Source organism: Cohnella hongkongensis, from assembly GCF_042654645.1.
Classification (GTDB): Bacteria; Bacillota; Bacilli; order Paenibacillales; family Paenibacillaceae; genus Cohnella; species Cohnella hongkongensis.
Genome location: NZ_JBHSEP010000003.1, coordinates 391,375 through 413,378, shown reverse-complemented (window position 1 = coordinate 413,378; position 22,004 = coordinate 391,375). Strand labels below are relative to the sequence as shown.

Annotated in this window: 21 protein-coding genes; 15 read left to right on the top strand and 6 right to left on the bottom strand. The window is 59.5% G+C overall.

Annotated features, from left to right (window positions below; genetic code table 11):
- The first annotated feature begins 418 nt into the window (after window positions 1-418).
- The 15 genes from panB to ACFO3S_RS07300 all read left to right on the top strand — a co-directional run bounded on the left by panB (window position 419) and on the right by ACFO3S_RS07300 (window position 15,985).
- Complete coding sequence (panB, locus tag ACFO3S_RS07370) at window positions 419-1,288, top strand: 3-methyl-2-oxobutanoate hydroxymethyltransferase (RefSeq protein WP_378093893.1); 870 nt, start codon at window positions 419-421, stop codon at window positions 1,286-1,288.
- Complete coding sequence (gene panC, locus ACFO3S_RS07365; RefSeq protein ID WP_378093892.1) at window positions 1,285-2,199, top strand: pantoate--beta-alanine ligase; 915 nt, start codon at window positions 1,285-1,287, stop codon at window positions 2,197-2,199. Before panB ends, panC begins: the two co-directional genes overlap by 4 nt.
- Window positions 2,184-2,567 (top strand): aspartate 1-decarboxylase, encoded by a 384-nt coding sequence (panD, locus tag ACFO3S_RS07360; RefSeq protein WP_378093890.1) that lies wholly within the window; start codon window positions 2,184-2,186, stop codon window positions 2,565-2,567. Before panC ends, panD begins: the two co-directional genes overlap by 16 nt.
- A 71-nt stretch (window positions 2,568-2,638) precedes the next feature.
- Window positions 2,639-3,277, top strand: coding sequence for a hypothetical protein (locus ACFO3S_RS07355; RefSeq protein WP_378093888.1), 639 nt, complete (start codon window positions 2,639-2,641; stop codon window positions 3,275-3,277).
- A 17-nt stretch (window positions 3,278-3,294) separates the two neighbouring features.
- Entirely contained in the window at window positions 3,295-6,210 is a 2,916-nt protein-coding gene (gene dinG / locus ACFO3S_RS07350) for an ATP-dependent DNA helicase DinG (RefSeq protein WP_378093886.1), read from the top strand.
- Window positions 6,207-6,863 carry a redox-sensing transcriptional repressor Rex gene (locus ACFO3S_RS07345; RefSeq protein ID WP_378093884.1) on the top strand — a complete coding sequence of 219 codons (657 nt, stop codon included), beginning with the start codon at window positions 6,207-6,209 and terminating at the stop codon, window positions 6,861-6,863. Before dinG ends, ACFO3S_RS07345 begins: the two co-directional genes overlap by 4 nt.
- On the top strand, window positions 6,860-8,164 hold the full coding sequence (locus ACFO3S_RS07340) for an amidohydrolase (protein WP_378093882.1): 1,305 nt from the start codon (window positions 6,860-6,862) through the stop codon (window positions 8,162-8,164). The genes ACFO3S_RS07345 and ACFO3S_RS07340 overlap by 4 nt, the downstream gene beginning before the upstream one ends.
- Window positions 8,161-8,685, top strand: a complete 525-nt coding sequence (locus ACFO3S_RS07335; protein ID WP_378093880.1) for a cell wall elongation regulator TseB-like domain-containing protein — start codon at window positions 8,161-8,163, stop codon at window positions 8,683-8,685. Before ACFO3S_RS07340 ends, ACFO3S_RS07335 begins: the two co-directional genes overlap by 4 nt.
- A 308-nt stretch (window positions 8,686-8,993) precedes the next feature.
- The gene (locus ACFO3S_RS07330) at window positions 8,994-9,530 is read left to right on the top strand and encodes a hypothetical protein (protein ID WP_378093878.1); all 537 of its coding nucleotides are present in this window, start codon (window positions 8,994-8,996) and stop codon (window positions 9,528-9,530) included.
- A gap of 1 nt (window position 9,531) precedes the next feature.
- Window positions 9,532-11,025, top strand: a complete 1,494-nt coding sequence (locus ACFO3S_RS07325) for an AAA family ATPase (protein ID WP_378093923.1) — start codon at window positions 9,532-9,534, stop codon at window positions 11,023-11,025.
- Window positions 11,026-11,219: 194 nt separating this feature from the next.
- The gene (locus ACFO3S_RS07320) at window positions 11,220-11,774 is read left to right on the top strand and encodes an RNA polymerase sigma factor (RefSeq protein ID WP_378093876.1); all 555 of its coding nucleotides are present in this window, start codon (window positions 11,220-11,222) and stop codon (window positions 11,772-11,774) included.
- Window positions 11,767-12,960, top strand: coding sequence for a hypothetical protein (locus tag ACFO3S_RS07315; protein WP_378093874.1), 1,194 nt, complete (start codon window positions 11,767-11,769; stop codon window positions 12,958-12,960). The genes ACFO3S_RS07320 and ACFO3S_RS07315 overlap by 8 nt, the downstream gene beginning before the upstream one ends.
- Before the next feature lie 149 nt (window positions 12,961-13,109).
- Entirely contained in the window at window positions 13,110-13,982 is an 873-nt protein-coding gene (locus ACFO3S_RS07310) for a 3-hydroxyacyl-CoA dehydrogenase family protein (RefSeq protein WP_378093872.1), read from the top strand.
- Window positions 13,979-15,202, top strand: a complete 1,224-nt coding sequence (locus tag ACFO3S_RS07305) for an acetate kinase (protein ID WP_378093870.1) — start codon at window positions 13,979-13,981, stop codon at window positions 15,200-15,202. Before ACFO3S_RS07310 ends, ACFO3S_RS07305 begins: the two co-directional genes overlap by 4 nt.
- A gap of 72 nt (window positions 15,203-15,274) precedes the next feature.
- A complete protein-coding gene (locus ACFO3S_RS07300; RefSeq protein ID WP_378093868.1) occupies window positions 15,275-15,985 on the top strand; it encodes a DnaD domain protein in 711 nt (236 codons plus the stop codon).
- A 107-nt stretch (window positions 15,986-16,092) separates the two neighbouring features.
- On the opposite strand, the gene mtnB is transcribed toward ACFO3S_RS07300, so the two are convergent.
- The 6 genes from mtnB to proB are packed head-to-tail and all read right to left on the bottom strand — an operon-like array spanning window position 16,093 to window position 21,940.
- Window positions 16,093-16,740, bottom strand: coding sequence for a methylthioribulose 1-phosphate dehydratase (mtnB, locus tag ACFO3S_RS07295; RefSeq protein ID WP_378093866.1), 648 nt, complete (start codon window positions 16,738-16,740; stop codon window positions 16,093-16,095).
- Window positions 16,737-17,429 carry a 2-hydroxy-3-keto-5-methylthiopentenyl-1-phosphate phosphatase gene (locus ACFO3S_RS07290; RefSeq protein WP_378093864.1) on the bottom strand — a complete coding sequence of 231 codons (693 nt, stop codon included), beginning with the start codon at window positions 17,427-17,429 and terminating at the stop codon, window positions 16,737-16,739. The genes mtnB and ACFO3S_RS07290 overlap by 4 nt, the downstream gene beginning before the upstream one ends.
- Window positions 17,426-18,661: a 2,3-diketo-5-methylthiopentyl-1-phosphate enolase gene (locus tag ACFO3S_RS07285; RefSeq protein WP_378093862.1), complete on the bottom strand. Its 1,236-nt coding sequence runs from the start codon at window positions 18,659-18,661 to the stop codon at window positions 17,426-17,428. The genes ACFO3S_RS07290 and ACFO3S_RS07285 overlap by 4 nt, the downstream gene beginning before the upstream one ends.
- A gap of 28 nt (window positions 18,662-18,689) precedes the next feature.
- Window positions 18,690-19,562 (bottom strand): pyrroline-5-carboxylate reductase, encoded by an 873-nt coding sequence (gene proC, locus ACFO3S_RS07280; RefSeq protein ID WP_378093860.1) that lies wholly within the window; start codon window positions 19,560-19,562, stop codon window positions 18,690-18,692.
- 10 nt (window positions 19,563-19,572) lie between these two features.
- Entirely contained in the window at window positions 19,573-20,820 is a 1,248-nt protein-coding gene (locus ACFO3S_RS07275) for a glutamate-5-semialdehyde dehydrogenase (RefSeq protein ID WP_378093858.1), read from the bottom strand.
- Window positions 20,813-21,940, bottom strand: coding sequence for a glutamate 5-kinase (gene proB / locus ACFO3S_RS07270; protein WP_378093856.1), 1,128 nt, complete (start codon window positions 21,938-21,940; stop codon window positions 20,813-20,815). The genes ACFO3S_RS07275 and proB overlap by 8 nt, the downstream gene beginning before the upstream one ends.
- Window positions 21,941-22,004: the final 64 nt, after the last annotated feature.

Below are 22,004 nucleotides of genomic sequence, written 5' to 3'. Positions count from 1 at the left end.
CTTGGAGACAGCTTGTCATTGTTTTGCGAAATAAGCAGGTTGCTATCGAATATTGCTCACAGGGATCATGTCAGGCTCGATTTCGCACGAACCAACGCGACATTGGAAATTTGATGCGTGGAGCCTGTTGTGGCATATCGCTCATAGACGGCCTGCGGGAATTCTGTTATAATCGCTGTGCGAGGTGGTATCGCCTTGAGGGCGAACCGCACTTGCGAATATCGGAAGTATGAAAAGGATTGAAAGCAGCAACAGTAACTCATACCGTCAAGATTCGCGGCGGATTCTGCTCTGAGCCGAGAGGACCGAGACAGAAGGACGTGAAGGACGTTCTATGTTGAATGGGAACCCTTTTTTGCTCATGGGCAAAATGGGTTTTTTTGCTGTTAGATCCTGACTTCCTTAGGAGGAACCTCCCATGAAACAGGCGTTGACCGTACCGCGGCTTAAAGAGATGAAGAACCAGAGGAAAACGATTGCGATGGTGACGGCTTACGATTACCCGTCGGCGATGCTGGCGGAAGAAGCGGGGGTCGATCTGATTCTCGTCGGAGATTCGCTGGGCAACGTCGTGCTGGGCTACGAGACGACGGTTCAGGTCACGCTTGAAGATATGATTCATCATACGCGGCCGGTCGTGCGAGGGGCGCCGGGAACGATGATCGTGACGGATATGCCGTTCGCGACCTACCGGCTGGGCGCCGAGGCGACGCTTCGCAACGCCGCGAGAATAATGCAGGAGGGCGGCGCTCATGCGGTCAAGCTCGAAGGCGGCGCCGATCTGGCCGGGGAAATTCGCCTGCTGACGTCGGCCGGCATTCCCGTGTTGGGCCATCTGGGGCTGACGCCTCAGTCGGTTCGTCAGATCGGGGGCTACAAGGTGCAGGGCAAAAACGACGAAGAAGCGGAGAGGCTGCTGCGAGACGCCAAGGCGCTGGAGCAGGCGGGCGCTTTCGGCATCGTGCTCGAGCTCGTCCCCGAAGAACTGGCCGCAGCGGTCACGCGCTCGGTCGGCATTCCGACGATCGGTATTGGGGCGGGGCGCGGCTGCGACGGGCAAGTGCTCGTTTTTCACGATCTGATCCGGTTCGGCTCGGGAATTCGCGACAAAAAAATGGTCAAAAGCTACGCGAACGTCGGCGATACGATCCGGGACGCCATCGCTTCATACGTAGAAGAAGTAAGAACGAAAGCTTTTCCCGAGGAGAAGCACGCATTTACGCTGAAGCAGCCCGCCGCCCCCGCAAATAGCGGAACGGGCAGCTTGTATGGAGGTCACCGATCATGAAACCGACCACCGTTCGAACGATCGCCGAGCTTCGGCAGAAGATCGCAGCCTTCAGACGTTCCGGCGCCGACGAGCGCGTGAACGGCGTCGGCTTTGTGCCGACGATGGGCTATCTCCACGAAGGGCATGCCAGCCTGCTGCGCCGTTCGGCGCGGGAGAACGGTTTGACCGTGCTGAGCATTTTCGTGAACCCGATTCAATTCGGCCCGAACGAAGATTTGGACAAATATCCGCGAGACGAGGAAAAGGATATCGCTCTGGCCGCTTCTTGCGGCGTCGATCTCGTCTTCCTGCCGACCGTGCAGGAGATGTACCCGCAGAAGCGCGTGACGACGGTGACGGTCGCCGAGGTCACGGAAGGGCTTTGCGGAGCGAGCCGCCCCGGCCATTTCGACGGAGTGGCGACGGTCGTCGCCAAGCTGCTGAACATCGTTCAGCCGGACCGGGCTTATTTCGGATTGAAGGACGCCCAGCAAGTCGCCGTCGTAACAAGAATGGCGCAGGACTTGAATATACCGACAGAAGTGGTGCCCTGTCCGACCGTGCGCGAGCCGGACGGATTAGCGCTCAGCTCCAGGAACGTCTACTTAAGCGCGGAGGAGCGCAAGCAGGCGCTGTCGCTGTCGCATTCGCTCGCCAAGGCGCCGGAGTGGATCGCCGAAGGCGCAACCGCTCGGGAGCTGTCCGCGCTGCTAAAGCGGGAGATCGGACGTTATCCGCTGGCCGATATCGAATATGCCGAAGCGCTGTCTTATCCCGATCTGTTGCCGCCGGACGAGAATACGCCACTGCGAAGCATCGACGGCCTCCTCCTGATCGCCCTTGCCGTCCGGTTCGGAAGCACGCGCCTGATCGACAATCGGCTGTTAAATCCCAAGGAAGCAGGTGTTGAACCATGTTTCGACAAATGATGAAGGCGAAAATCCATCGCGCGACGGTGACGGAGGCTAATTTAAATTACGTAGGCAGCGTCACGATCGATCAGGATTTGATGGAGCTCGTCGATCTATTGCCCGACGAGAAAGTTCAGATCGTCAACAACAACAACGGAGCCCGATTCGAGACTTACGTCATTCCGGGCCCGAGGGGCTCCGGCGTCATCTGTCTGAACGGAGCGGCAGCCAGGCTCGTGCAGCCGGGCGACCAGGTGATCATCATCAATTACGGTCTGTTCTCCGACGAGGAGGCCCGCAACCATCACCCCCGGGTGGCGATTATGGGCGAAGGCAATCGCGTTGTCAAATTGTTGGCGGAAGAACCGCATTCGACCGTTTTGTAAGGCGTATGAAACACCCCCGCGGAACGCAGAATGAGCAGTACGGTATCACTTTGCGATCAAGGGGGAGTAACATGATCCAGCAATGGTTTGCGACGTTGAACGACGTGCTCGACGACCTCATCCTGCGTTATCCGCAAGCGACCGCAGACGAAAAAATCGTCTGTCGGCAACAATGGGACATGCTCAAAACGCTAAGTGATGATATGATTGAGTTATGGCTTCAATTCGAGGATAAGATGGGAGCCTTTCGCGATCTTCAGCAGCAAGCCGAGCTTGTCGTTCCCGAGCCGCAAAGAATGCTCGCTTCTTACGTCCGGGGCCAAGGTTATTTTAAGCTGCAGATGTTCAAGCAGGCGTCCGATCAGCTGAAGCAGACGATCGCCGACGACCCGGACTTTTTGTTCGCCCGGCTGTTTCTGGCGATGTCCTTGATGCATCTGAAAAGCTGGAGCGAAGCCCAGAGGCATTTTCAGCTGATTGCCGCCGTTGCGGAAGACAATCGGCTGCGGGCGATCGCTTATAACGCGCTCGGATGCATTCAGGCGGTCTACGCCCATCTGGACCGGGCGGAAACTTATTTTCGCAAAGCTATGGATGCCGATCCCAGCTTTCACGATCCGCAAGCCAACCTTCAGTCGGTGACTCAAGGGAATACTCAAATTCAGCTGCAATTCGGCAGCGCGGAGCTGCAATCGCTCGTGCAGGCGTGACGGAAAGGAAGTCTGGAATGAAATTTGCCGTGCTCGATTTTGAAACGACGGGCATGTCGTCCGACAAAGATGAAATTATCCAAACGGGACTCGCGTTCATTGACGAGACGGGAACCGTTTGTTCCACGTATGCGAGCTTCGTGCGTCCCTCCAAACCGATCCCGCAGGAAATTACCCGCCTCACCGGCATTACCGATGCGGACGTTGCGGACGCTCCGGCGCTGGAGGAGATGCTGAACGATATCGTTCCGCTGCTTCAGGACGTCGTGCTCGTTGCCCATAACGCGGGCTTCGACGTCCATTTCCTGCAGGCCGCCCTCGATCGGAGCGGCTATTTGCCGTTTGCGGGTCGGGTAATCGATACGGTCGATCTGGCCCGGCTCGTCTTTCCGACGCAATCTTCCTTTTCTTTGACATCTCTGACGCAGTCGCTGGGCATTGATCACGACCGGCCGCATCAGGCCGACAGCGATGCGCGGGCGACTGCCGAGCTGTTCAGGCTGTGCGTCGACAAGCTGAGAAAGCTGCCGATGTTTACGCTTCAGCGCCTGAACGCGCTGTTCGATCCCGATCGGCACGATATCGGCTGGCTGATCGCGGACGCGCTGGCCCGGCGAGAGGCCCAGCCGCCGATTCCGGAAGAAGGGATCCACCATTTTCGCCAGTTCGCCATGAATGTCGGAGATTGGAGCGACGAGCAGGCTTCGCTTCGCGAAGAGGAGGAGGCGCCTCCAGCTTCCGACGAATGGACGGACATGGATTTCGAGAGCTATCTCGCGATCGTAAGCGACCGGTTAAAGACAAGATTTCCGGGCTTCGAGCCGCGGGAGGGGCAGGACATTATGTTCCGCGAAGTGCACGAAGCGCTCCGTGAAGACTCCCATCTGCTGGTAGAAGCGGGGACGGGAACTGGCAAGTCGCTCGGCTATTTGCTTCCCGCTCTCTATTATGGACGGAAAGAGGATAAAAAAATCGTCGTCAGCACTCATACGATCCAGCTTCAGGAGCAGCTTCGGGAAAGAGACCTGCCGCTTCTCCAGCAGGTGCTTCCGATGCCCTTCAAGGCGTCGGTGTTCAAGGGCAGAAGCAATTATTTATGTCTCCGGAAGTTCGAGAGCCGGCAGCAAATTCCGGAGCATGCCTTGGGCAAGGAGGATGCGGTCGTTCGCGGCGGCATGACCGTATGGCTCGGAGAGACGACCCGGGGAGAATCGGAGGAGCTGAACGTCGGAGGGCGCAACCGCGAGGAGTGGGCGGCCGTCGCCAGCGACGCGGCCTCTTGCCTGAATCGGGCATGTCCGTGGTTCAGGCGCTGCTTCTACCACAGGGCCCGCCAGGAAGCGGGCAAGGCGGATTTAATTATCACGAACCATGCGCTGCTGTTCACCGATATGAGAGCCGATCATCGTCTGCTTCCCGCCTACGACCGGCTGATCGTAGACGAGGCGCATCATCTGGAGGAAGTAGCGAGCAGTCATCTCGGTCAGAAAACGTCCTATTCCTCCCTGCTCATTCCGCTGCAGCGGATGTGGAAGGACGCTCGAACCGGCCTGCTGCCGCAGTTGATCGGAGACGTGGCTGCGATGGGAACGGAGCGTGCGGGAGCTTGGACGGAGAAGCTGGAGCTGCTTGCGCCCAAGGTTCAAGATATTCGCGAAGCCTGGGATCGCTGGATGGAGGCGCTGTTCGCGATGCTTGCCACGGGGGCCCCTGCCGACGAGACCGGCGCCTTCACGCTGCGAATCAAGCCGGCGGATCTTCCTCCGCAATGGGAAGCGCTGAGCGTAGACGGCAACAATGTCATTCAGCTTCTGTCCGACTTGATACGTCCGCTGGAGAAGCTGGCGGCCGAAATCCGCGAGGAGTCGGACGAGCTCGGCATGCAGGGCTTGCTGACCGACCTGGGCGGCGTGCTGAAGGACTTGGCCAACATTCGCGCCGACGCGCAGTCTTTCGTGACGCTGGGGCGGCCCGAATTCGTTTATTGGGCCGAAGGGAACTCCCAGTACCGCAATCGCTCCGTCAGCGTGTACGGAGCTCCTGCGGACGTGAGCGAGCTGCTGAAGGAAGGCGTCTTCGACAAGAAGTCGAGCGTCGTTATGACGTCCGCGACGCTGACGATCGACAAGTCTTTCAAATATGTGACCGAACAGCTCGGATTGTCCGATGCGGAGAAGAACGGGAGGTTGAGAACGGCGATGCTTCCGTCTCCCTTTCGTTATCGGGAACAGGCGCTTGTCCTTATTCCGCGGGATTTCCCGGCAATTAAAGGCAGGGACGGGGAAGCGGGCTTCGTCCGGGCGCTGATCGATTCGCTTCACGAAACGGCCAGAACGGTGGGCGGCAGAATGCTGGTGCTGTTCACCTCCTACCGGATGCTCAGGAACGTCTACGGCCCGCTTAAGGATCTCCTCGAGCCGGCCGGCATTCAGGTGCTCGGACAGGGCGTGGACGACGGCAGCAGAAGCCGGCTGACGCAGCAGTTCATGAAGCGGCCGGCCTCGGTGCTCCTCGGCACGAGCAGCTTCTGGGAGGGCATCGATCTGCCCGGCGACGCTCTTACCTGTCTGGCGATCGTGAGATTGCCTTTCCAGCCGCCCAACCATCCGGTGGCCGAGGCCAAGTCCGAGAAGCTGCAGGCCGAGAATCAGAATCCGTTCATGAAGCTGTCGCTGCCGCAAGCGGTCATTAAGTTCAAGCAGGGCTTCGGGCGGTTGGTCCGAACGGCCAGCGACAAGGGAATCGTCATTTTGTACGATACGAGAGTCATCGATACGAGCTACGGCAAATATTTTCTGTACTCGCTGCCGGGTCCGAAAATGGAGCATTTGCCGCTAGCCGGCATGTCGGCAAGAATTACGCAATGGCTGCAATCGGAAGAGGACGGGGAAAAACCGTTAGCCGCAGGGCAAAAGAGAGGGGACATGCGATGAAGCCGATGAAAATATCCGAAGCCGTCGTCAGGCGGCTGCCGATTTATTTGCGTTATCTGAACGAACTCAGCCTCAGTCACATTCAGACCGTATCGTCGCAGGACTTGGGGGAGAAGCTGGATCTCAATCCCGCCCAGATCCGCAAGGATTTGGCCTACTTCGGCGAGTTCGGCCGCAAAGGCGTCGGCTATAACGTCGATTACCTGATCGAGAAAATCCGCCAAATCTTAAAGCTGGACAAAACGATGAACGTCGCTCTGGTCGGAACCGGCAATCTGGGCCGCGCCTTGTGCAACTACAACATGTACATTAAAGACAATATGAAGATTGTGGCGGTGTTCGATGCCGATCAGAGCAAAGCGGGCTCCTCCATTAATCATCTTAAGGTTCAGCCGATGCAGGAGCTTGCCGACACCGTTCGGAAGCTCGACATTGCCGTAGGCATCATTACGGTGCCCGCCGGTGAGGCGCAGAACGTCGCCGACCAGTTCGTGGCCGCCGGCATTAAGGGGCTGCTGAACTTTGCTCCCGTCGTTCTGAAGGCGGCCCCCGGCGTTCGCATTCATAACGCCGATTTTACCGCCGAGCTGCTGAGCCTGGCTTATTATATGGACGCTCATGAGGATGAGAGAGAAAGGGAAGTGAAATCATGACCCGGCTGTTGATCAGACAGGGCCTATTCGTGACAGTGGACGAGCAGCTGCCCGTATTCCAGGGCTGGCTGGTTGCGGAGGACGGAATCATCGCCCGGATGGGCGAAGGGGAAGCGCCGCCGGAGGAAGCCGATCAAGCGACAGAGATTGTGGACGGCAGCGGACTGCTGTTTATGCCCGGTCTCGTAAACACGCACGGCCATGCGGCGATGTCGCTGCTGCGAGGAATGGCCGACGATCTCGTGCTGCAGGATTGGCTGCAAAATCATATGTGGCCGACCGAGGCTAAATTTACCGGAGACGACGTCTACTGGGGATCGGCGCTGGCCGCCGCCGAGATGATCAAGAGCGGGACGACGACGTTCGTGGACATGTACGACCATATGCATCGCGTCGCGGAAGTGGTGGAGAATTCCGGCTTAAGAGCCAGCCTGACGAGAGGCGTCATCGGCTTATGTCCGGAAGACGTGCAGAAGGCCAAGCTGGAGGACGCGATCGGATTCGCGCGGGAATGGCACGGGCGGGCGGACGGCCGGATTCGTGTCATGATCTCTCCTCATGCGCCTTATACGTGCCCGCCGGACTATATCTTGAAGTTCGTGGAGGCGGCGCACGAGCTGGATTTGCCGATGCATACCCATATGTCCGAGACGCTGACCGAGGTGGAGCAGAACGTGCGCGACTACGGCTGCCGTCCGGTCGAGCATCTGGATCGTCTCGGCGTGTTCGGAAGACCGACGCTCGTCGCCCACGCGGTTCACCTGAACGACGAGGAAATCGCCTTGCTGGCCGAACGGAAGGTCGCCGTATCCCACAATCCGATCAGCAATCTCAAGCTGGCGAGCGGCGTAGCCCGGGTGCCCGAGCTGCTGAAAGCGGGCGTGACCGTATCGCTCGGAACAGACGGGGCGGCGAGCAACAACAATCTCGACCTGTTCCAGGAGATGACGACTGCAGCGCTGCTGCATAAGGGCGTTAGCGGAGATCCGACCGTCGTGCCGGCGGCGGAGGCGCTTCGCATGGCCACGCTGTACGGGGCCCGTTCGCTTGGGCTGGAAGGCGTCGCCGGACAGTTGAAGATCGGCCTGAAGGCGGACATCATCGCCGTCAACATCGCCCAATCCCATTTCGTACCGCGCACCGATTACGAGTCTCACCTCGTATACTCCGCCAGAGGCTCCGACGTCGTTCACGTATGGGTGGACGGCAAGCAGCTGCTGAAGGACGGCCGATTGACCACACTGGACGAGGAGAAGATCATGGCCGAAGCCGAGGCTTGCTATCGGAGGCTGCGGGCATGAACATGAGCCGAAGCGAAGGCAAGCGAGCGCTGCCTTCTCTTTCTCCCGGCAGATGGCTGATCCTTATCGCCGGCTTTCTTTTGTTCGTCGCCGTATCGTTCGTGCTGTACGTCCGTTCGGCCGATTCCGATTACCGCCGGGGGGAGCAGCAGGCGATCCGTGCCGCCAAAGAGCAGGGCGAATTGGTCCGCGTGGACGAAGTGTACCGGCATACGTGGCAAGATACGGTATGGATCGTGAGGGGCGAGGACGCCGGGGGCGAAGCGTGGACGCTGTTCCTGCTGCAGGAGGAGATCGTCCGGAAAAAGGCGAGCGAGAACATGACCGAGCAGCAGATGCGGGCCAAGTTCGCCGAAGCTCACAGCGCCGAGCCGATCCGGATGATGCCCGCCTGGTTTAACGGCCAGGCCGCATGGGAAATCCGTTACCGGGACGCCGGCGACGAAGAGCGCCAGTCGCTCGAGTTCTATTCTTTCGAGAACGGCTCGCTTATTCGCACTTATGTATTGTCTTCCCAGTAAATGTCCTCGTATCTTTCTTGTCGATGGATAGCCGGAACCGTCAAGGAATTATCCTTGACGGTTCCTTTTCCGTATATATGCCCCTGTGTGAAGCGCCGCGCAGTTGAATGGTCCTATTTGTTCTCAATATGCGAAATAAAATTAAAGGATATTTTGCTCGAATTGCCAGACATCGTCTAACGATTCGTCTATCATTTCCTGATATACTTTTAGTGTACTCGATAGGGCCAAGCCGTTCGTTTGACCTTATTTGACCAGTCCCGATCGCATCAGACAGCATAGAGACACTAGACAAGGGGGATCGGCGAATGAAAAAAATCAGAATTCTGCCCATTACGATAACGGCGGCGCTCACGGCCGCCATTCTGTTCGGCGGATGGTTCGCCTACCGCCATTACGGCATCGAGAAGCCGCTCGACAAAGTCGCGGTCTCGGTACCGGGCGTAGAAGCCGCGGACGTCCATATGACGGGCTCGCTTGTCAAGATCAGCGTAGAGCTCGATGCCGGCGCCAACCTGGGCGAGGTGTACCGGACGATCAAGCAGGACGGGGCCGGAGAGATCGGCAGCCGACAGCTGGAGCTTAAGGTGACGGCACGCGGCAGCGAGCTGCTCGACAAGGCGTGGAGCTATTCCTTGTTCGACGTCGCCGAAGCGATGGAGAACCGCAAATATTCGGGCGTCCGGGAAGCGATGGAGAAGCTCTCGGAGCCATTTCCGGGCGTTACGGCGACGACCGACATCGACGAGAATAACGTCTACGTCTCTCTAAGAGACGGGGACGCGGCGAAATTCGTCGTGCTGCCTCGTCAGCCCGCCATGCTGGGGGTGTGGCCGAATGCGTAAAATCGGAAATTACGGCAGGGAGATGGCCATCGGCTCCATTCTCGTCGCGCTTGTGTTTCTTCTGTACGTAGGTCTGCCTCCGGCCATTCTGGTCATGGGGCTGATTCTGTTCGGGGCGGTCTTTATGCTGTCCCGCTCGCGCGGAGGAATGGCGATGGGGGCGGCCGGAGGCAAGAAGACGGCGATTCGCAAGCCCGAGTTTCTCACCTTCGACGATATCGGCGGCCAGGATCAGCCGAAGCGGGAGCTGAAGGAAGCGCTGGATTTTCTCGTCTACAAGGATAAAATTCAGAAGCTGGGCATACGTCCGCTTAAGGGCATTCTGCTGACCGGACCTCCGGGCACCGGCAAGACGCTGCTGGCGAAGGCGGCGGCGCAGTATACGCATTCCGCCTTTATCGCCGCATCGGGCAGCGAATTCGTGGAGATGTACGTCGGCGTCGGCGCCGGGCGAATCCGCGATCTGTTCAAGGAAGCTCGGCAGCAGGCGGTTAAGCTGAAGCGCAATAGCGCCATTATTTTTATCGACGAAATCGACGGGATCGGGGGCAAACGGGACGGCGGCCAGCATCGGGAGTACGACCAGACGTTGAACCAGCTGCTGACGGAGATGGACGGCGTGCAGGGCGACGAGTCGATTCGCGTTCTGCTCATCGCGGCGACCAACCGGAAGGAATTGCTGGACCCGGCGCTGCTTCGTCCGGGCCGATTCGACCGCCACATTCAGGTCGATATGCCGGACAAGAACGGCAGGGAGCACATTTTGAAGCTGCACGCCCGCAACAAGCCGCTGGACGACGAAGCTTCTCTCTCCAAGGTGGCGGAGGAGACGTTCGGGTTTTCCGGCGCGCAGCTCGAGAGCGTCATGAACGAAGCGGCGATCTATGCGATGCGCGACGAGGCGGAGAAAATTACGGCGGCGCATCTGACGCAGGCGATCGACAAGGTGATGATGGGCGAGCGGATGGACCGCGAGACGACGAGAGAGGAGCGCGAACGCGTGGCGATCCACGAGCTGGGGCATGCGATCGTCGCCGAGACAGTCCGCCCGAACAGCGTCGCGCAGGTGTCGCTTACGCCGCGCGGGCAAGCGCTCGGGTACGTGCGTCATCATCCCCGTCAGGACAGCTACCTGTACACGAAGACGGTGCTGGAGGAGCAGATCATGATCGCGCTCGGCGGAGCCGTCGCGGAGGAAATCTTCTACGGAGGCCGCAGCACGGGCTCCAAGGGCGACTTCGATCAGGCGACCTCCATCGTCAGAACGATCATCGAATCCGGCATGTCCAACCTTGGCATCGTTCATCCCCAGGCGCTGACGCAAGAGCAATGGTCGGCGGAGAACGCCGCTATTCTGGGCGCATTGACGGACAAAACGAGAGAGCTGCTTGAGCGTCGGAAGGCTTCGTTTCAGCTGCTGCTGAACCATCTGGTCAGTGAGGAGACGCTGTCCGGCAAGCAGCTTCGCGATATGCTGGCCCAGGAGGCCGCCTGACGATCGGGGGGCGGGCTGTCCGGCGATACGGACCGGACAGTTCTCCCTTCGGTCATGACCGCGTTCGCGGTTTTACATAATTTTGGGTAAATTTAAGTCGAATCGCGGCCGTAAGGAAGGAAATCGCATTTAAAATATGATAGCATTGAACCGAGTGCGCTTATGAATCGTCTAACGGATTAGAGGTGGCAAGATTGGAGTCTGAGCGGAAATTCGATTTCCTTAAATATATGGTTGAAAGCGACGACAACAAGGGACTGCTGAACGAATTGATGACGGCCTACGGCAAGGAAGTCTGGAATTACGCCTACAGCATCACCCGGAAATGGGATCTCGCCGACGATATTACGCAAGAGGTGTTTATTAAGGTTTTTCGCAATATGCATGCCTTTCGTCGGGACGCCTCGGTGAAAACCTGGTTGCTGACCATTACCCGCAATACCGCGATCGACTTTCAGAGATCCGCTTTTTTCCGCAAGGTGACGCTGTCGGATTTCGTGGAAGACTACGGGGAGCGGCACTCCGTCGAGCAGGACGTGATGGAGAAATCGGCCGTGAACGACATGTGGGCGATGGTTTTGCAGCTGCCTAGGAAATATAGAGAGGTCATCATTTTATACGCTCATCATCAGATGTCCTTAAAGGAGATCGCGCAAATATTGGACGTGACGGAGGGAACGGTCAAGTCGAGAATGTTCCACGCCCGTCAGAAACTATCCAAGATGAAGGAGGCGAACCGCGATGGATGACAAGGAGCTGTTCAGGCAGCTGAGAAGCGGTCCGTTTTCTCGAGAAGGGTTCGACGAGAATCTGAGACGGAAAATCCATGCCAATCTGAACGAACCGCAGCGCGGGGAGAGACGACCGTTCTTCCTGAGGCGAATCGCCGCCGCTTCCTTCCTCCTGGTGCTGGCGGCCGTCGTCGCCGTCTGGGGATGGAACAGCCTCGACGGCAAGCCGGAGCCGGAGGAATTGGCCGTTCCTACGGAACAGGCTCCCTCTACGGCTGGTTTGAACGACGGGGCCGAAGGAAATCCTAACCCGCATTCCGCCGTCGTGATCGGGCTTCGCAAGGACGAGACGAGCGACCGCAGCAGCTATCGGACGATCGTGGTCGCTGCCGAGAACGAGCGGCTGCAGGTGATCGGAAGCGGCTCCGGGATCTGGATGCCCTACGGGCAAAATTTCTGGCACATCGAAGCCGTCGACGATTCGGCGGGCACAGGAGCCCAACAGCTGATCGCCCACAAAAACGGGGTCAAAACGGTTCCGGAAAAAATAAAGGAAGTCTCTCCGGCCCGGATGACGGAGAAGCTTCTCTACGCGGGAGACCATTACGTGTCGATTCTTCTGACGAAGAAGCTGGACTCCGGCGCCCGCGCGCTCGACCAAAGCGAAGTGGTCGTAAATCTGCTGCCGACGTTGGCCCCGGCCAACCGGGCCGCCAACGCAGATGCGCTCGCGGTGGAGAATGTCGCGTTAAACGAGGCTTTGGGCTTCGACCATCCGACGGCGAGGGTGGAGCGGTGGGCTGTCGTCCGGGAGAATAACGCCTGGGTGGCGAAGTCGGCGGCGCGATCCTCCGGAGCGTTCGATCCGGAGCGCATCAAGGAATGGCCGACGGTGGAGGTGCCCCTCGAGAGCACGGACATCGTCAAGGACAAGCCGCTGTCGCTGGCTTGGGAAGAAGTCAAGCGGCTCGAGCCGGAGGCGGTCGACGCCTTCACGTCCCAGGACGGGGACGTCGCCGTCATCGTCTCCGACGATCAGATCCGGCTCGTGCCGTACCGGCAGCCCGAATCGGAAAGACAAACGGTCACGCTGGATATCGACGCCAACGAGTCGGTCGTTATGGTGCAGTGGGCGATTCAAGAAAAGTATGTTGAAAATTGGAAAAAATGGTTCAGAAACTGGTTCTCCGATTCGTCACGGTAGCGGCGATTATGATAAGATGAGAGTACCCGAAAAATAGTTTCGCAAGTGTGAAGTATTTCAATGCGAAACGGGTGCGCTCGTCTTATTCTTATATATAGCGCGAGAATCGCGCAAATAATCGCGGCAACCGGGTGGAGGGAAACAGAAGCATGTTTAGAGTCGTTGGCGTTGTAGGCGCAGGGACGATGGGACAGAGCATTGCCGAGATGCTCGCCGTTAAAGGATTGGACGTACATCTGGTAGAGAAGACGCCGGACAAGCTGCAGCAGGCGAAGGAAATGCTGGAGAACAGTCTGGATCGCCAATTGGAAAGATGGGCGATTACATCGGCGGAGAAGAAGCTGACGTTAAGCCGAATACATATGGAGGCTTCCTTGCATGATCTGGCGAAATGCGATCTCGTCATCGAGACGATCAGCGAAGAGCTTGACAGCAAAAAAGAAGTAATCCGGCAGTTGGACGAAATTCTGCCTTCCGACGCCATCGTCGCGAGCAATACCTCGACGTTGAGCTTGACCGAGCTGGCAGGAGCCAGCAAATTCCCCGGAAGGGTCATCGGCATGCACTTCGTCTACCCGGCCTTCCAGATCGACGTCGTGGAAATTATACGCGGTTTGCAGACGTCCGACGAGACCTTCGGCAAGACGAAAGAGTTTATCGACGACGTCCTGTCCAAAAAAGGGGTCATGGTCTACGAATCGCCCGGCTATGTAACGACAAGGCTGATCTGTCTGCTAATTAACGAAGCGCTTCACGTGCTGGAGGAGGGGGTCGCCTCTCCGGAGGATATCGACGCGGCGATGAGCATGGGCTACAGCTTTGAGCACGGACCGCTGGAGATGGCGGATCGCTTCGGGCTCGACTCGGTGCTGGCGGCGCTCGAGCGCATGTTCCGGGAATACGGCGAGCTGAAATATCGCCCGTCGTTCCTGCTTAAGAAAAAGGTAAGGGCCGGTCAGCTCGGCCTCAAAACAGGAATCGGATTTTTCAAGTACGACAAGGACGGTGACCGGCTTCCATGAACATACTCGTTATTAATGCGGGAAGCTCTTCGCTGAAATACCAACTGTACAATATGAGCACGGAGACCGCCATCGCCAAAGGCAGAGTGGAGCGGATCGGCATGGATTCCTCGATTCTGACCCACGAGGTCGATCATCAGCCGGAAGTGCGGGAAGTGAGCGAGATTCTCGATCATACGACGGCGATCAAGAAAGTGCTCGATATGCTGACGCATCGGAAGTTCGGCGTGCTGCGCAACATCGCCGATATTCAGGCCGTCGGCCATCGGGTCGTCCACGGAGGCGAGTCGTTCAGCGAATCGGTGCTGGTCGATGCCAACGTCAAGCTCGAAATCCGCAGGTTGTTCGATCTGGCCCCGCTGCATAATCCGGCGCATATGATGGGCATCACGGCGGTGGAGGACAATTTGCCGGAGGTGCCGCAGGCGGTTGTGTTCGATACCGCCTTCCATCAGACGATGCCGCCGAGCTCTTACCTGTACGCGATTCCGACCGTGCTGTACCGGAAGCACAAAATTCGCCGCTACGGCTTTCACGGAACGTCGCACGATTATGTGAGCCAGCGGACGGCGGAGTTTCTGGGCAAGCCGCTCAGCCAGCTGAAGCTGATCACCTGTCATATCGGCAACGGAGCGAGCTGCACGGCGATTCTTCACGGCAAATCCTACGACACGAGCATGGGCATGACCCCGCTTGAAGGCTTGATGATGGGAACGCGGAGCGGGGATCTGGATCCGGCGGTCGTTCCGCATACGATCAACAAGGAAGATTTGACGCTGAACGAGGTCAGCTCGATGCTGAACAAGCACAGCGGCTTGATCGCGATCTCGGGGCTGAGCAGCGATATGCGGGAGATCGTCGAGGCGATGAACGAGGGCAACGAGAGCGCGAAGCTTGCCTTCGATATGTACGCGTATCGGATTCGCAAGTATATCGGCGCTTATATCGCCGCAATGGACGGAGCGGACGCCATCGTGTTCACGGCGGGCGTCGGGGAAAATTCGGACGTGCTGCGCAAAACGGTATGCGAGCGGCTGACGTTCTTCGGGGTCAAGCTGGACGAAGAGCGGAATTCGGTCAGATCGTCGGAGCCGCGCACGATTACGACTGACGACTCCGCCGTCGCCGTCCTCGTCGTGCCGACCAACGAAGAGCTGCTGATCGCCCGAGACACGTATCGGCTCGTCAAAAACAAAACGGCCGGCCAGGCGAGCTTTTAATATCCGCTATCTGCGCAGAGAACCGGGCCGATCATACGGCTCTATTAGCTTCGAATAAGGGGGGGCCGGGGAATGAACGATCGAGGTTCGATGGCCAGAGGAATGGCCGAGGCTTACATGGACGGAGCGGTCAGCATCCCGTACGCGCTGCTGAGAACGTACAGGGCGCTTAAGCTCAACGATACGGAAGCGATGCTGCTGTTGCATCTGATTGCTTTTCGCCAACTGGAGCAGAACGACTTCCCGACAATCGAGCAGCTGCAGACGAGATTGGGCTGCTCGCCGTCGCTGGTCGGGCAGACGCTGCAAAAGCTGATGAAGCTCGGCTTTGTCGCGATCGACGAAGTGTTCGATCCGCTATCGGGCGTCCAGTCGGAACGCTATAATCTGTCCGGGCTGTTCTACGAGATCGGAGCTTTGCTGTCCGCTGGCGCCCTGCCGATTCGGGAGGGGCGGGCCGATGGAGCGGACGAGGACGCCGGGCGAACGCCCGTGCGCGCGGCCGCGATGCCGGTCGCGGGCAGCCTGTTCTCGCTGTTCGAGCAGGAGTTCGGGCGGCCGCTGACGCCGACCGAATACGAGATTATGAACGGCTGGCTGGATCAGGACCAATACGCGGAGGAACTGATCCGCTTCGCGTTGAAGGAATCGGTATTCGCGGGCAAGCTGAGCTTCCGCTATATCGACCGGATTCTCCTCGAATGGAGCCGCAACCGGGTGACCAATGTAGAGGAGGCTCGCGACTACGGACAGAAGTTCCGCTCCGGCCGTCCAGGCACTTAAACGGCAAGAAAAAATCCGCTCTTGGCCCGAACGGGCAAGCAGCGGATTTTTTTCCTGCAAACGCGATTCTGCGTCTAGAGGACGCCGAAGGCGTTTATGCTTGGCTTTTACTTCTTCGACAGAAGCTCCCACCGGTACACGTATTCGAATAAAAACTCGAACGCCTCCAGATGCTTCTTCGCCTCGAACGCGTCCTTGCCCCAGGCGCATACGCCGTGCTTGCGAATGAGCAGCCCGGGGACGCGGGGATCGAGCCTTTCCGTAATTTCCGGAACGATGCGCGGCACGTCGGCGTAGTTGGTCAGAATCGGCACCTCGATGGCGGCGTCCTCCTCCCAAATGTTGAACGCCTTGATCAGCTCGACGCCTTGGATCGGCACGGCGCGGCGCTCCCAGAACCATTCGGACACGAGATTGTTGAACACGCTATGAATATGGAAAATGGCGCCTGCGCCGGTCAGTCGGTAGATCTCGCGATGAAGCGACGTCTCGGCCGACGGCTTGAGCGCCGTCGCTTCGCACGGGCGGCCGTCCTGATCGACGAACAGGAAATCCTCCGGCGTCGAGCGAGTCTTGTCTTTGCCGCTGGCCGTCACGGCGAAGTAAAATTCATCCGGCGAGTAGGGGCCGATACGCATCGACAGATTGCCGCCGGTGCCGGCGAACCAGCCGCGCGAAGCGAAGTCCGCCTTCACCTCGGTAAACTCGCCGAGCACGCGTCGTTTCTCTTCTGTCGTAATGCTCGCGAAGCTCATGAACGCAAGCCTCCTTGTTCGAGATGGTGGATGACGTCGTGGAACGTCTCGAACGGCAGATGCGGAAGGCCGAGCTCCCGGCATTTATCCGTCAGATGGGAGCGGGAGAAGACGAGATCGACGATCTTCGCTCCGGGAAAATCGGTGACGCTGTCTCCGATTAGAATGCGATAGTATCGGTCTTCCGGGAACCGGCGGATGACCGCCGTTTTGCACATGCCGCAGCGTCCGCGATTGTCGCAATAGTCGTCGCAGTCATGCGGCCACGTAATGCGGATGGAGTCTCCGCTGAAGTCGCTGCCGTTGCAATAAATATGATCGGACGGAATGCCGTAGGGCGCCAGCAGCGGATGGACGAAAAAGTCGATTCCGCCGCTCGTGACGTAGAACGGCACATCGTGAGCCCTGCACCAGCTCAGCAGCTCCGCAAAACCCGGACGGATGCCGGCGCTCGATAAAATGTACTGTTTAATTTCATCCTTCATAGAGGAGGGGAAGAGCGCGAACATCTCGCCGACGCCTTGCTTAACCGACTTGGTGTCGGCGATAATCTCCCGCACGATCTCCTCCCAGCCCGGCGGGTTAAAATGCTTCATGACGGCGACGATGTTGTCGCTTAGCGTAATCGTGCCGTCGAAGTCGCAGAATAGAACGGGCGGTCTCGGAAAATCCGGTGTCGTGTCGTTCAAGACGTGCGTACCCCCCAGCGTTCGATCGCGATGCGCAATTCCTCGCGGCTTTCCGCATACTTCTCCAGCGGCACCCCCAACTTGACCGCATCGACGGCCTGCCGGAACGCGCGCCCTCCGGCCGCTGCGCCTCCGGGATGTCCGTGTACGCCGCCGCCGGCGTTCACGACCACCTCCGGCCCGAAGTCCGCCATGATCAGCGGCACGAGCCCCGGGTGGATGCCGGCGGACGGAACCGGGAAAGCCGGCTTCTGCGGAAGCTCCGGAGAGAGAAGGCTGTTCATCACCGCCAGATTCTCCGCCTTCGGCATAACGACGGAGCCGTAAGGGGAAGGGAAGAGCGACAGATCGGCTCCGGCGATTCTCATCAGCTTGCCCAGCAGAACCGGCGCGGAAATGCCGTAATGCGCCGACGGATAGAACGCTCCCGCCATGGCGGGGTGCGCGGCGATCGGGACGCGGATATCCGGATCCTTGGCCAGCTCGGTCAGCGCGTCGAAGCCGTAAGCGAGCACGTTGAACAGCAGGCCGCTCGCCCCGGCCGCAATCGCGCGCTTGGCGTTCGCCTTGAGCTCGAACGTCGGGCCCGTCAAGTTGGCGAAATAGATCAGCTTCTGTCCGGTCGTCCGTTCCGCCTCGCGGGCGGCGGAGACGCAGGCTTCCACGCGCTTCTCCAGCGGGGTGAGCGGGTTCTCGAACAATATCTCGTCGTCCTTGATCAGGTCTACGCCGCCAAGCGCCTGCTGCAGAAATTGCTCGCGCAGATTCGCCAGATCGTGGCCGATCACGGATTTGAAAATGCTCATCACGAGCGGCCGGTCGCGGACGCCGAGCAGATCCCGCACGCCCTGGACGCCGAACTTCGGACCCGGGAAAGCGCTCAGAAATTCGGCGGACGGTTCGATGTCGATCAGCTTGATTTTGCCGTCCATCGACAGCTTGCCGAAGGCGGTCACGAGAAAAGCGGGAATGTCCCGGCTGAAGTTCAAATCGGGATAAGCGATCGTGATGTCGGCGTACCGCTCGCCAGGCTGCGCGCCCTCCGGATCATGCACGTCTACGGACACGACCTGACCGAGATGCTTGCGCATCTGCTCCTTGGCCGCTTCGGGCAGCTCGGTCCAGCTTCCGACGGTGAGACCGACGGCGATTCCCTGCGCTTTCTTGTCGAAGTCGGCTTTATCGTCGTACAGCCGGTATGTGGCGCGGCTGTAGGGATGAGATGAATTCATTCGATCTTAACCTTCTTTCCATGCAGATTCAGGATTGGGCGGCTTCCTCGCGGATCGCTTCGCCCATCTCCCGGGCTCTCTCCGCGCAGCGGAGGATGGCCTCGTTCATCCCTTCGCGGAAGGCAAATCGCTCCAGCGTCTCTATCGCCGCTTGCGTCGTTCCGTTCGGAGACGTCACCTTGCGGCGCAGCTCTTCCGGATGTTCTCCGGTGGCGAGCACCATCTCGGCCGCTCCGCGAACGGTCTGAACGGTGAGCGCTTGGGCTGCCTCCGGCGTCAGGCCAAGTCGGACGCCGGCGCCGATCATCGCTTCCATCAAATAGTAGACGTAAGCGGGCCCGCTTCCGGACACGCCGTTGACCGCTTCGATCAACGGCTCCTCGACGACGGCCGTCATGCCGATCGCGCTGAACATTTCCAGCGCCAGCTCGCGCCGCTCCGCGGATACCGAGGCGGAGAAGCTGATGCCTGTCGCGCCGAGACCGATCGTGCTGGACGTATTGGGCATCGTGCGGACGACCGGCTGCTCCCGTCCGAGCAGCTGATGAACGGTAGAGATGGACAAGCCGGCGATGAGCGATACGACAAGCTGCTCGGGGCGGAGCAGCGGCTTCAGCGCACGGATCGCGCCCGCGGCGTCCTTCGGCTTCATGCCGAGCACGATGACGTCCGCGGATGACAGCGCCGCGCGCTTCTTGTCGTCGGTGTCGGCGGGAACGACGCCGTACCGCTGCGAGAGCTCTTGAAGACGTGCCGCATTCTGACGGTTCATGACGGCGATGCTTCCGGGATCGGCAAGCCGGGAGCCGGTCAAGCCGCGCAGGATCGCTTCGGCCATCGAGCCGGCTCCGTAAAAGCATAGCTGAACGTCCTTCAGGGAGGACGTAGCGGGACTGGACATCCTGCACCTCCTAGGTTCTGATTTGGCCTGTTCCGACTATTCGATATTTCGTTGACGTCAGCGCCGGCAAGCCCATCGGACCGCGCGCGTGGAGCTTCTGCGTGCTGATGCCGATCTCCGCGCCGAAACCGAACTCGAACCCGTCGGTAAAGCGCGTGGAGGCGTTATGGTAGACGGCTGCGGCGTCCACCTCCTGAAGAAAACGCTCGGCGTTCTTCGCGTCTTCGGTGACGATGCATTCCGAATGCTGCGTGCCGAATCGGCGGATGTGCGCGAGCGCTTCGTCTACATCTTTTACCACTTTCACGTTTAAGATGTAGTCGTTGTACTCGGTGGCGTAGTCGGCGTCCGTCGCTTCCCCGATCCAGGGCGCGAGCTGGCGGGAAGCGCCGCAGCCCCTCAACTGCACGCCGGCCTCGCGAAACTTGTCGGCAAGGGCCGAGAGATGATCGGCGGCGAACGCTTCGTGCAGCAGCAGCGTCTCCATCGAGTTGCACACCGATGGGCGCTGAACCTTCGCGTTTAGGGCGATCGCTTCCGCCATCGCGTAATCGGCGCTGGCATCCGCGAACGTATGACAGATTCCAGCGCCGGTCTCGATGACAGGCACAGTCGCGTTCTGGACGACATTCTGAATGAGCGACGCTCCGCCCCTAGGGATGATGACGTCCAGCAGCCCGTTCAGCTTAAGCATCTCGTCGACGGATTTGCGATCGGAGTCCTCGATCAGTTGCAGCGCCTCAGCGGGAATGGCTGAACGGGACAGCGCGCCGCGCATGACCTCGACGATGACGCGGTTGGAGGAGAGCGCGGCCGAGCCTCCGCGAAGAACGACGGCGTTGCCGGTTTTCAGACACAGGGAGGCGGCGTCGACGGTAACGTTGGGCCGCGCTTCGTAGATCATGCCGATAACGCCGAGCGGAACCCGCCTTTGCTCGATCGACAGGCCGTTCGGACGCTCGAAAGTCTGCAGCGTCTCGCCTACCGGATCGGGAAGGGCGACGACTTCCCGCACGCCCTGCGCGATTCCCCGGAGCCGCTCGGGAGTCAGCTTAAGCCGGTCGAGCAGAGATTCAGACGTTCCCTGCGCGCGCCCGCGGACGATGTCCTCTTCATTGGCCGCGAGCAGACGGTCCTGCGAGGTTAACAGGGCGTCGGCGACGAGAAGCAGCGCTTCGTTTTTCTGGTCTTCGGTCAACTTGTTCAGCGCGGCGGTCGTCTCCCGCGCCGCTTTCGCTTTCGTTACGACTTCACTCATGGGCGTGAGCCTCCTTTACGATGGTGGATGCGACCCATTCGTCGCGGTGAATCACTTCGATACGGCCGACTTCGACGCGTTTGCGCGCCTCCTCGGTCGATAAGCCGGCGACGGCGATAATCTGCCAGGCGGCATAATTTGTGACGCCCCTCCCGAGCACGCGGCCGTCCGCGCCGACGACCTCAACGACTTCCCCGGGGTGGAAGTCACCCTCCGCCGCCGTAACGCCTGCAGGCAGCAGACTTCGTCCCCGGTTCAGCAGGGCGTCCCCGGCCCCGTCGTCGACGACGACTCTCCCTTGCGGATCGGACAGAAAGCCGACCCAATGCTTCTTGGCCGAGAGCGAGTGGAGGGAGGAGGCGAAATAAGTGCCCTTCCCTTGTCCGGCCACGGCCGCCTGCAGGTCACCGGGATCGGATACCCGCCCGACGAACGCCGGAACGCCTCCTTGCATGGCGATGCGGGCCGCCTCGAGCTTGGAGCGCATGCCGCCCGTGCCGACGGACGAGCCGGCGCCCCCGGCCATCCGGTACAGCTCCTCGGTGAGCGTCTCGACGTGTTCGATGCGGGAGGCTTCCGGCGTTTTGCGCGGATCTCCCGTATACAAGCCGTCCATATCGGTCAGAATGTACAAGCCGTCGGCTTTGACGAGATTGGCGACGAGCGCGGACAGGGAATCGTTCTCTCCGAATTTGATTTCGTCCACGGCGACGGTGTCGTTCTCGTTAATGACCGGAATGGCATGCTGCTTCAGCAGCTCCTCAATCGTGCGCGTGGCGTTCTGCGCCCGTCCCCGGTTGCTGAAATCCGGCCGCGTCAGCAGGATTTGGGCGGCGGCGATGCCGCTCGCGTCCAGCGCTTCCTGGTAAGCTTGCATTAGCAGCGCTTGCCCGACCGATGCGGCCGCCTGCTTCTCGTGCACCAGCTTCGGCCTCGAAGCGTAACCCAGTCGGCGAAAGCCGGCGGCGATCGCTCCGGACGTAACGAGCAGCACCTGATGTCCCGAACGGTGCAGCGAGGCTAGCTCGTCTGCGAAGAACTTCACCCGGTCGCGGTTTAAGCCGCCCTGCTCGGAGGTGAGGGAGCTGCTTCCGATTTTGACTACGATTCGTTTGCCCATGCGTTCAACCCCTTATCAAGCCATAAAAAAACTTCCGCCCTCTAAAGGACGAAAGCTAATCTTC

Coding starts and splice junctions, on each gene's coding strand:
- panB (WP_378093893.1), top strand. CDS start 419: ATGAAACAGGCGTTGACCGTACCGCGGCTTAAAGAGATGAAGAACCAG.
- panC (WP_378093892.1), top strand. CDS start 1,285: ATGAAACCGACCACCGTTCGAACGATCGCCGAGCTTCGGCAGAAGATC.
- panD (WP_378093890.1), top strand. CDS start 2,184: ATGTTTCGACAAATGATGAAGGCGAAAATCCATCGCGCGACGGTGACG.
- ACFO3S_RS07355 (WP_378093888.1), top strand. CDS start 2,639: ATGATCCAGCAATGGTTTGCGACGTTGAACGACGTGCTCGACGACCTC.
- dinG (WP_378093886.1), top strand. CDS start 3,295: ATGAAATTTGCCGTGCTCGATTTTGAAACGACGGGCATGTCGTCCGAC.
- ACFO3S_RS07345 (WP_378093884.1), top strand. CDS start 6,207: ATGAAGCCGATGAAAATATCCGAAGCCGTCGTCAGGCGGCTGCCGATT.
- ACFO3S_RS07340 (WP_378093882.1), top strand. CDS start 6,860: ATGACCCGGCTGTTGATCAGACAGGGCCTATTCGTGACAGTGGACGAG.
- ACFO3S_RS07335 (WP_378093880.1), top strand. CDS start 8,161: ATGAACATGAGCCGAAGCGAAGGCAAGCGAGCGCTGCCTTCTCTTTCT.
- ACFO3S_RS07330 (WP_378093878.1), top strand. CDS start 8,994: ATGAAAAAAATCAGAATTCTGCCCATTACGATAACGGCGGCGCTCACG.
- ACFO3S_RS07315 (WP_378093874.1), top strand. CDS start 11,767: ATGGATGACAAGGAGCTGTTCAGGCAGCTGAGAAGCGGTCCGTTTTCT.
- ACFO3S_RS07310 (WP_378093872.1), top strand. CDS start 13,110: ATGTTTAGAGTCGTTGGCGTTGTAGGCGCAGGGACGATGGGACAGAGC.
- ACFO3S_RS07305 (WP_378093870.1), top strand. CDS start 13,979: ATGAACATACTCGTTATTAATGCGGGAAGCTCTTCGCTGAAATACCAA.
- ACFO3S_RS07300 (WP_378093868.1), top strand. CDS start 15,275: ATGAACGATCGAGGTTCGATGGCCAGAGGAATGGCCGAGGCTTACATG.
- mtnB (WP_378093866.1), bottom strand. CDS start 16,740: ATGAGCTTCGCGAGCATTACGACAGAAGAGAAACGACGCGTGCTCGGC.
- ACFO3S_RS07285 (WP_378093862.1), bottom strand. CDS start 18,661: ATGAATTCATCTCATCCCTACAGCCGCGCCACATACCGGCTGTACGAC.
- proC (WP_378093860.1), bottom strand. CDS start 19,562: ATGTCCAGTCCCGCTACGTCCTCCCTGAAGGACGTTCAGCTATGCTTT.
- ACFO3S_RS07275 (WP_378093858.1), bottom strand. CDS start 20,820: ATGAGTGAAGTCGTAACGAAAGCGAAAGCGGCGCGGGAGACGACCGCC.
- proB (WP_378093856.1), bottom strand. CDS start 21,940: ATGGGCAAACGAATCGTAGTCAAAATCGGAAGCAGCTCCCTCACCTCC.